The organism is Pseudomonas sp. PSE1(2024), from assembly GCF_050990555.1.
Classification (GTDB): domain Bacteria; phylum Pseudomonadota; class Gammaproteobacteria; order Pseudomonadales; family Pseudomonadaceae; genus Aquipseudomonas; species Aquipseudomonas aphyarum.
This window is the reverse complement of sequence record NZ_CP158967.1, coordinates 810032-818833: the sequence shown is the minus strand read 5'-3', so window position 1 is coordinate 818833 and position 8802 is coordinate 810032. Positions and strand designations below refer to the sequence as shown.

At 54.7% G+C, this 8802-nt stretch carries 2 protein-coding genes, 2 tRNA genes and 3 rRNA genes; all 7 read right to left on the bottom strand.

What is annotated here, in order from left to right; all coding sequences use genetic code 11:
• Positions 1-22 precede the first annotated feature (22 nt).
• Positions 23-138, bottom strand: a 5S ribosomal RNA gene (gene rrf, locus ABTV87_RS03540).
• Between the two features lie 156 nt (positions 139-294).
• A 23S ribosomal RNA gene (locus tag ABTV87_RS03535) occupies positions 295-3185 on the bottom strand.
• Between the two features lie 244 nt (positions 3186-3429).
• Positions 3430-3505, bottom strand: a tRNA-Ala gene (locus ABTV87_RS03530).
• Positions 3506-3535: 30 nt separating this feature from the next.
• Positions 3536-3612: transfer RNA gene (locus tag ABTV87_RS03525), tRNA-Ile, on the bottom strand.
• A gap of 81 nt (positions 3613-3693) precedes the next feature.
• Positions 3694-5230, bottom strand: a 16S ribosomal RNA gene (locus ABTV87_RS03520).
• Together the 16S, 23S and 5S rRNA genes with 2 tRNA genes alongside form the textbook arrangement of a ribosomal RNA operon.
• 633 nt (positions 5231-5863) lie before the next feature.
• A complete protein-coding gene (locus tag ABTV87_RS03515; RefSeq protein ID WP_011332326.1) occupies positions 5864-7357 on the bottom strand; it encodes a CoA-acylating methylmalonate-semialdehyde dehydrogenase in 1494 nt (497 codons plus the stop codon).
• Positions 7358-7434: 77 nt separating this feature from the next.
• Positions 7435-8784, bottom strand: a complete 1350-nt coding sequence (locus ABTV87_RS03510; protein ID WP_433899002.1) for an aspartate aminotransferase family protein — start codon at positions 8782-8784, stop codon at positions 7435-7437.
• Between the last annotated feature and the right edge of the window lie 18 nt (positions 8785-8802).

Sequence of the window (8802 nt, the reverse complement as noted above, 5' to 3'; positions counted from 1 at the left end):
CAATTGGGGTTTCGGAATTTAATCTTGACGATGACCTACTCTCACATGGGGAAACCCCACACTACCATCGGCGATGCATCGTTTCACTTCTGAGTTCGGGATGGGATCAGGTGGTTCCAACGCTCTATGGTCGTCAAGAAATTCGGGTACTGAGTCGTGACCAGATGGCCTCGCTTCAGCAAATTGGGTATGTGACAGCTTTCGGTGTTTTTTGAGCGTCGAACTTTCGGTTCATTGCGTCTTCACACACCGCAATCTGGTCTCTTTCGAGTCTACAGATTGCTTGGGTGTTATATGGTCAAGCCTCACGGGCAATTAGTATTGGTTAGCTCAACGCCTCACAGCGCTTACACACCCAACCTATCAACGTCGTAGTCTTCGACGGCCCTTCAGGGAACTCAAGGTTCCAGTGAGATCTCATCTTGAGGCAAGTTTCCCGCTTAGATGCTTTCAGCGGTTATCTTTCCCGAACATAGCTACCCGGCAATGCCACTGGCGTGACAACCGGAACACCAGAGGTTCGTCCACTCCGGTCCTCTCGTACTAGGAGCAGCCCCTCTCAAATCTCAAACGTCCACGGCAGATAGGGACCGAACTGTCTCACGACGTTCTAAACCCAGCTCGCGTACCACTTTAAATGGCGAACAGCCATACCCTTGGGACCGGCTTCAGCCCCAGGATGTGATGAGCCGACATCGAGGTGCCAAACACCGCCGTCGATATGAACTCTTGGGCGGTATCAGCCTGTTATCCCCGGAGTACCTTTTATCCGTTGAGCGATGGCCCTTCCATACAGAACCACCGGATCACTAAGACCTACTTTCGTACCTGCTCGACGTGTCTGTCTCGCAGTCAAGCGCGCTTTTGCCTTTATACTCTACGACCGATTTCCGACCGGTCTGAGCGCACCTTCGTACTCCTCCGTTACTCTTTAGGAGGAGACCGCCCCAGTCAAACTACCCACCATACACTGTCCTCGATCCGGATAACGGACCTGAGTTAGAACCTCAAAGTTGCCAGGGTGGTATTTCAAGGATGGCTCCACGCGAACTGGCGTCCACGCTTCAAAGCCTCCCACCTATCCTACACAAGCAAATTCAAAGTCCAGTGCAAAGCTATAGTAAAGGTTCACGGGGTCTTTCCGTCTAGCCGCGGATACACTGCATCTTCACAGCGATTTCAATTTCACTGAGTCTCGGGTGGAGACAGCGCCGCCATCGTTACGCCATTCGTGCAGGTCGGAACTTACCCGACAAGGAATTTCGCTACCTTAGGACCGTTATAGTTACGGCCGCCGTTTACCGGGGCTTCGATCAAGAGCTTCGCGTTAGCTAACCCCATCAATTAACCTTCCGGCACCGGGCAGGCGTCACACCCTATACGTCCACTTTCGTGTTTGCAGAGTGCTGTGTTTTTAATAAACAGTCGCAGCGGCCTGGTATCTTCGACCGGCGTGGGCTTACGCAGCAAGTGCTTCACCCTCACCGGCGCACCTTCTCCCGAAGTTACGGTGCCATTTTGCCTAGTTCCTTCACCCGAGTTCTCTCAAGCGCCTTGGTATTCTCTACCCAACCACCTGTGTCGGTTTGGGGTACGGTTCCTGGTTATCTGAAGCTTAGAAGCTTTTCTTGGAAGCATGGCATCAACCACTTCGTCGCCTAAAGGCAACTCGTCATCAGCTCTCGGCCTTGGAATCCCGGATTTACCTAAGATTCCAGCCTACCACCTTAAACTTGGACAACCAACGCCAAGCTGGCCTAGCCTTCTCCGTCCCTCCATCGCAATAACCAGAAGTACAGGAATATTAACCTGTTTTCCATCGACTACGCTTTTCAGCCTCGCCTTAGGGACCGACTAACCCTGCGTCGATTAACGTTGCGCAGGAAACCTTGGTCTTTCGGCGTGGGTGTTTTTCACACCCATTGTCGTTACTCATGTCAGCATTCGCACTTCTGATACCTCCAGCAAGCTTCTCAACTCACCTTCACAGGCTTACAGAACGCTCCTCTACCGCATCACTTACGTGATACCCGTAGCTTCGGTGTATGGTTTGAGCCCCGTTACATCTTCCGCGCAGGCCGACTCGACTAGTGAGCTATTACGCTTTCTTTAAAGGGTGGCTGCTTCTAAGCCAACCTCCTAGCTGTCTAAGCCTTCCCACATCGTTTCCCACTTAACCATAACTTTGGGACCTTAGCTGACGGTCTGGGTTGTTTCCCTTTTCACGACGGACGTTAGCACCCGCCGTGTGTCTCCCATGCTCGGCACTTGTAGGTATTCGGAGTTTGCATCGGTTTGGTAAGTCGGGATGACCCCCTAGCCGAAACAGTGCTCTACCCCCTACAGTGATACATGAGGCGCTACCTAAATAGCTTTCGAGGAGAACCAGCTATCTCCGAGCTTGATTAGCCTTTCACTCCGATCCACAGGTCATCCGCTAACTTTTCAACGGTAGTCGGTTCGGTCCTCCAGTCAGTGTTACCTAACCTTCAACCTGCCCATGGATAGATCGCCCGGTTTCGGGTCTATTCCCAGCGACTAGACGCCCTATTAAGACTCGCTTTCGCTACGCCTCCCCTATTCGGTTAAGCTCGCCACTGAAAATAAGTCGCTGACCCATTATACAAAAGGTACGCAGTCACAGAACAAAGTCTGCTCCCACTGCTTGTACGCATACGGTTTCAGGATCTATTTCACTCCCCTCTCCGGGGTTCTTTTCGCCTTTCCCTCACGGTACTAGTTCACTATCGGTCAGTCAGTAGTATTTAGCCTTGGAGGATGGTCCCCCCATATTCAGACAAAGTTTCTCGTGCTCCGTCCTACTCGATTTCATGACTAAGAGATTTTCGCGTACAGGGCTATCACCCACTATGGCCGCACTTTCCAGAGCGTTCCGCTAATCTCAAAGCCACTTAAGGGCTAGTCCCCGTTCGCTCGCCACTACTAAGGGAATCTCGGTTGATTTCTTTTCCTCAGGGTACTTAGATGTTTCAGTTCCCCTGGTTCGCCTCTTGCACCTATGTATTCAGTACAAGATAACCATCTTATGATGGCTGGGTTCCCCCATTCAGACATCTCCGGATCAAAGTCTGTTTGCCGACTCCCCGAAGCTTTTCGCAGGCTACCACGTCTTTCATCGCCTCTGACTGCCAAGGCATCCACCGTATGCGCTTCTTCACTTGACCATATAACCCCAAGCAATCTGGTTATACTGTGAAGACGACATTCGCCGAAAATTCGAATTTCTCAACTAAGAGAACTCACAAATTTTACCTTAGCCTGATCACCACCAGTGAAAGTGGATCTCAGTCTATCTTTCTATCACATACCCAAATTTTTAAAGAACGAACTAGTCAAAGACTAGAAATCAACATTCACCATCACAACGATGGAATGCTCATTTCTAAGCTCTTACTTCAGAAGCAGTAGTGGTGGAGCCAAGCGGGATCGAACCGCTGACCTCCTGCGTGCAAGGCAGGCGCTCTCCCAGCTGAGCTATGGCCCCGTATTTCTACAGGCGTTTCCCACACAAAATTGGTGGGTCTGGGCAGATTCGAACTGCCGACCTCACCCTTATCAGGGGTGCGCTCTAACCAACTGAGCTACAGACCCAATTTCGGGCTGCTTCTTTCGTCTTCTTCAATGAATCAAGCAATTCGTGTGGGAACTTATGGAGCAGCTGATGTCGTCGATTAAGGAGGTGATCCAGCCGCAGGTTCCCCTACGGCTACCTTGTTACGACTTCACCCCAGTCATGAATCACACCGTGGTAACCGTCCCCCCGAAGGTTAGACTAGCTACTTCTGGTGCAACCCACTCCCATGGTGTGACGGGCGGTGTGTACAAGGCCCGGGAACGTATTCACCGCGACATTCTGATTCGCGATTACTAGCGATTCCGACTTCACGCAGTCGAGTTGCAGACTGCGATCCGGACTACGATCGGTTTTATGGGATTAGCTCCACCTCGCGGCTTGGCAACCCTTTGTACCGACCATTGTAGCACGTGTGTAGCCCAGGCCGTAAGGGCCATGATGACTTGACGTCATCCCCACCTTCCTCCGGTTTGTCACCGGCAGTCTCCTTAGAGTGCCCACCATAACGTGCTGGTAACTAAGGACAAGGGTTGCGCTCGTTACGGGACTTAACCCAACATCTCACGACACGAGCTGACGACAGCCATGCAGCACCTGTCTCAATGTTCCCGAAGGCACCAATCCATCTCTGGAAAGTTCATTGGATGTCAAGGCCTGGTAAGGTTCTTCGCGTTGCTTCGAATTAAACCACATGCTCCACCGCTTGTGCGGGCCCCCGTCAATTCATTTGAGTTTTAACCTTGCGGCCGTACTCCCCAGGCGGTCAACTTAATGCGTTAGCTGCGCCACTAAGAGCTCAAGGCTCCCAACGGCTAGTTGACATCGTTTACGGCGTGGACTACCAGGGTATCTAATCCTGTTTGCTCCCCACGCTTTCGCACCTCAGTGTCAGTATCAGTCCAGGTGGTCGCCTTCGCCACTGGTGTTCCTTCCTATATCTACGCATTTCACCGCTACACAGGAAATTCCACCACCCTCTACCATACTCTAGCTCGCCAGTTTTGGATGCAGTTCCCAGGTTGAGCCCGGGGATTTCACATCCAACTTAACGAACCACCTACGCGCGCTTTACGCCCAGTAATTCCGATTAACGCTTGCACCCTCTGTATTACCGCGGCTGCTGGCACAGAGTTAGCCGGTGCTTATTCTGTCGGTAACGTCAAAACAGCAAAGTATTAATTTACTGCCCTTCCTCCCAACTTAAAGTGCTTTACAATCCGAAGACCTTCTTCACACACGCGGCATGGCTGGATCAGGCTTTCGCCCATTGTCCAATATTCCCCACTGCTGCCTCCCGTAGGAGTCTGGACCGTGTCTCAGTTCCAGTGTGACTGATCATCCTCTCAGACCAGTTACGGATCGTCGCCTTGGTGAGCCATTACCTCACCAACTAGCTAATCCGACCTAGGCTCATCTGATAGCGCAAGGCCCGAAGGTCCCCTGCTTTCTCCCGTAGGACGTATGCGGTATTAGCGTTCCTTTCGAAACGTTGTCCCCCACTACCAGGCAGATTCCTAGGCATTACTCACCCGTCCGCCGCTGAATCCAGGAGCAAGCTCCTTTCATCCGCTCGACTTGCATGTGTTAGGCCTGCCGCCAGCGTTCAATCTGAGCCATGATCAAACTCTTCAGTTCAAACATCTTTGGGTTTTTAAGAAACCCTAAACTTGGCTCAGCAATCGTTGGTTACATCTTTGATTTCTCGCGGAGTAACTTGTGATGCTGATAATCTTGTTGACTATCAGTCTGACTCCACAAGCACCCACACGAATTGCTTGATTCAGTTGTTAAAGAGCGGTTGGTTAAGACCTTTCGTCTCAACCGAGGCGCGCATTCTACAGCAGCCTCATTTGCTGTCAAGTGATTATTTTCAGAAGTTTTCGAAGATTTCTTCAACAACTTCAACCACTTGCGCTTCCGATCTCTCGTTAGCGGGAGGCGAATTCTACAGCGTTACACGCTGCTGTCAACACCTCTTTTTCTCCGCTTTCGACCGAGAAGATCGAACCGTTGAAAGCACCCAACAAACCGGCATTTCCAACTCCTTCCAGGCTTCGATGAACTGAAGCGACCCGCTCTCGAAACCTACTTAACTCATTGAATCTCAAGGAGTTTTCCGTTTCGACTGCGCCGGAAGTGGGGCGAATTATAGAGACTCAGAATCTGCCGTCAACCCTTAATTTCATAAATCTGTCATATCGGTCAAAAAAGTCCCGAAACGCGAAGGCCGACCTAAATAGGTCGGCCTTCTTTGTACTGCCCTTCTACTTACAAGCTAGGGAAAGCGAATTGCGAAGCCTCATGGCTCGCACGCTGTGGCCAGCGCTGAGTGATCGCCTTGCGACGGGTATAGAAGCGCACACCATCCGGACCATAGGCATGCAGGTCGCCAAACAGCGAACGCTTCCAGCCACCGAAGCTGTGGTAAGCCACCGGCACCGGCAATGGAACGTTGACGCCGACCATGCCGACTTCGATCTCGTCGCAGAACAGACGCGCCGCTTCACCGTCACGAGTGAAGATGCAGGTACCGTTGCCGTATTCGTGATCGTTGATCAGTTGCATCGCCTCTTCCAGGCTGTTCACCCGGACGACGCACAGCACCGGCCCGAAGATCTCTTCTTTATAGATGCGCATCTCAGGCGTGACGTTGTCGAACAGGCAGCCACCCAGGAAGAAGCCTTCTTCATGACCGGCAACGCTCAGACCACGACCGTCGACCACCAGGGTCGCACCCGCCGCAACGCCGTCTTCGACATAACCGCTGACCTTGTCGCGCGCCTGGCCGGTAACCAACGGCCCCATGTCCAGACCGCAAGAAGTGCCGGCACCGATTTTCAGCGCCTTGATCTGTGGAACCAGTTTGGCCACCAGTGCGTCCGCCACCTGATCGCCCACACACACGGCAACCGAGATCGCCATGCAGCGTTCGCCGCAAGAACCGTAAGCCGCGCCCATCAGTGCGCTGACCGCGTTGTCCAGATCCGCATCCGGCATCAGCACCGCGTGGTTCTTCGCGCCGCCCAGAGCCTGAACGCGTTTGCCGCGCTTGGTGCCTTCGGCATAGATGTATTCGGCAATCGGGGTCGAGCCCACGAAGCTCAACGCTTTGACTTCCGGCGCTTCGATCAGCGCGTCCACCGCAGTCTTGTCACCGTGGACCACGCTCAGCACGCCTTTCGGCAGGCCGGCTTCCAGCAGCAGTTGCGCGATCAGCAGGGTCGAGCTCGGATCACGCTCGGACGGCTTGAGGATGAAGCAGTTGCCGCAGACGATCGCCAACGGATACATCCACAGCGGCACCATCGCCGGGAAGTTGAACGGCGTAATGCCGGCCACCACGCCCAGCGGCTGGAAGTCCGACCAGGCATCAATGTTCGGGCCGACATTGCGGCTGTACTCGCCCTTGAGGATTTCCGGCGCTGCGCAGGCGAACTCGACGTTCTCGATACCGCGCTTCAGTTCACCGGCAGCGTCTTCCAGAGTCTTGCCGTGCTCTTCGCTGATCAATTGCGCGATGCGCGCTTCGTTCTGCTCCAGCAGTTGCTTGAAACGGAACATCACCTGAGCACGTTTGGCTGGTGGCGTGTTGCGCCAGGCCGGGAAAGCAGCCTTGGCGGCATCGATGGCGTGCTGGATAGTTTCGCGGCTGGCCAGCGGCAGCTTGTGGATAGCCTGACCGGTGGACGGGTTGAACACATCGACCGCGCGACCGTTCTCGGTCACCAGTTCGCCATTGATCAAATGCGGGATAACGCTCATCGGGAAACTCCTGAATTCTTGTGCGCAGACGCCCGCAAGGGGCGCCTGCTATTGGCGTATCTATATAGAAGGAAAAATCAGTCGAGCTTGTTCAGCACTTCGCCGACCGCGTCGAACAGACGATCAAGGTCCTGCGGCTTGCTGTTGAAGGTTGGGCCGAACTGCAGGGTGTCGCCGCCGAAGCGCACGTAGAACCCGGCTTTCCACAGCGCCATACCGGCTTCGAACGGACGCACGATGGCATCGCCATCACGGCCCGCGATCTGGATTGCACCGGCCAGGCCGTAGTTACGAATGTCGATGACGTTCTTCGCACCTTTCAGGCCATGCAGGGCATTTTCGAAATGTGGCGCGACTTCGGCCACGCTCTGCACGAGGTTTTCCTTTTGCAGCAGGTCGAGTGCCGCCAGGCCAGCGGCGCAAGCTACCGGGTGCGCCGAGTAGGTGTAGCCGTGCGGGAATTCCACGGCGTATTCCGGGGTCGGCTGGTTCATGAAGGTCTGGTAGATCTCGGAGCTGGCAATCACCGCGCCCATCGGGATCGCGCCGTTGGTGACTTGCTTGGCGATGCACATCAGGTCCGGGGTCACGCCGAAGGTGGTGGCGCCGAACATGGTGCCGGTCCGGCCGAAACCGGTGATCACTTCGTCGAACACCAGCAGGATGTTGTGCTGATCGCAGATTTCACGCAGGCGCTTGAGGTAGCCCTGTGGCGGAACCAGCACGCCAGCGGAACCGGCCAGAGGCTCAACGAACACCGCAGCGATGTTCGAAGCATCGTGCAGCTCGATCAGCTTCAGCAGCTCATCGGCCAGTGCGATACCGCCCTGCTCCGGCATGCCACGGGAGAAAGCATTGCTCGCCAGCAGAGTGTGCGGCAGGTGATCGACGTCCATCATCGCCTGACCGAACAGCTTGCGGTTGCCGCTGACGCCACCGAGGCTGGTGCCGGCGATGTTCACACCGTGGTAACCACGGGCACGGCCGATCATCTTGGTCTTGGTCGACTGGCCTTTCAGGCGCCAGTAAGCGCGGACCATTTTCACCGCGGTATCGGCGCACTCGGAACCAGAGTCGGTGAAGAACACGTGATTCAGGTTGCCGGGTGTCAGGTCGGTGATTTTCTCCGCCAACTGGAACGACAGCGGGTGGCCGTACTGGAAGCCCGGCGAGTAATCGAGAGTGCCCAACTGCTTGGCCACCGCTTCCTGGATTTCCTTGCGGGTATGCCCGGCGCCGCAGGTCCACAGACCGGACAGCGAGTCGTACACCTTGCGGCCCTTGTCGTCGATCAACCAGCTACCCTCGGCGCCGACGATCAGACGCGGGTCGCGCTGGAAGTTGCGGTTGGCGGTGTACGGCATCCAGTGCGCGTCCAGCTTCAGTTGGCTGGCCAGTGGCGACGACGCGTTTTCAGGCATGTTCATCGGGCAAAACCTCACAGG

Bases quoted from the DNA above. Each gene is read 5' to 3' on its own strand.
- ABTV87_RS03515 (WP_011332326.1), bottom strand. From the start codon at position 7,357: ATGAGCGTTATCCCGCATTTGATCAATGGCGAACTGGTGACCGAGAAC.
- ABTV87_RS03510 (WP_433899002.1), bottom strand. From the start codon at position 8,784: ATGAACATGCCTGAAAACGCGTCGTCGCCACTGGCCAGCCAACTGAAG.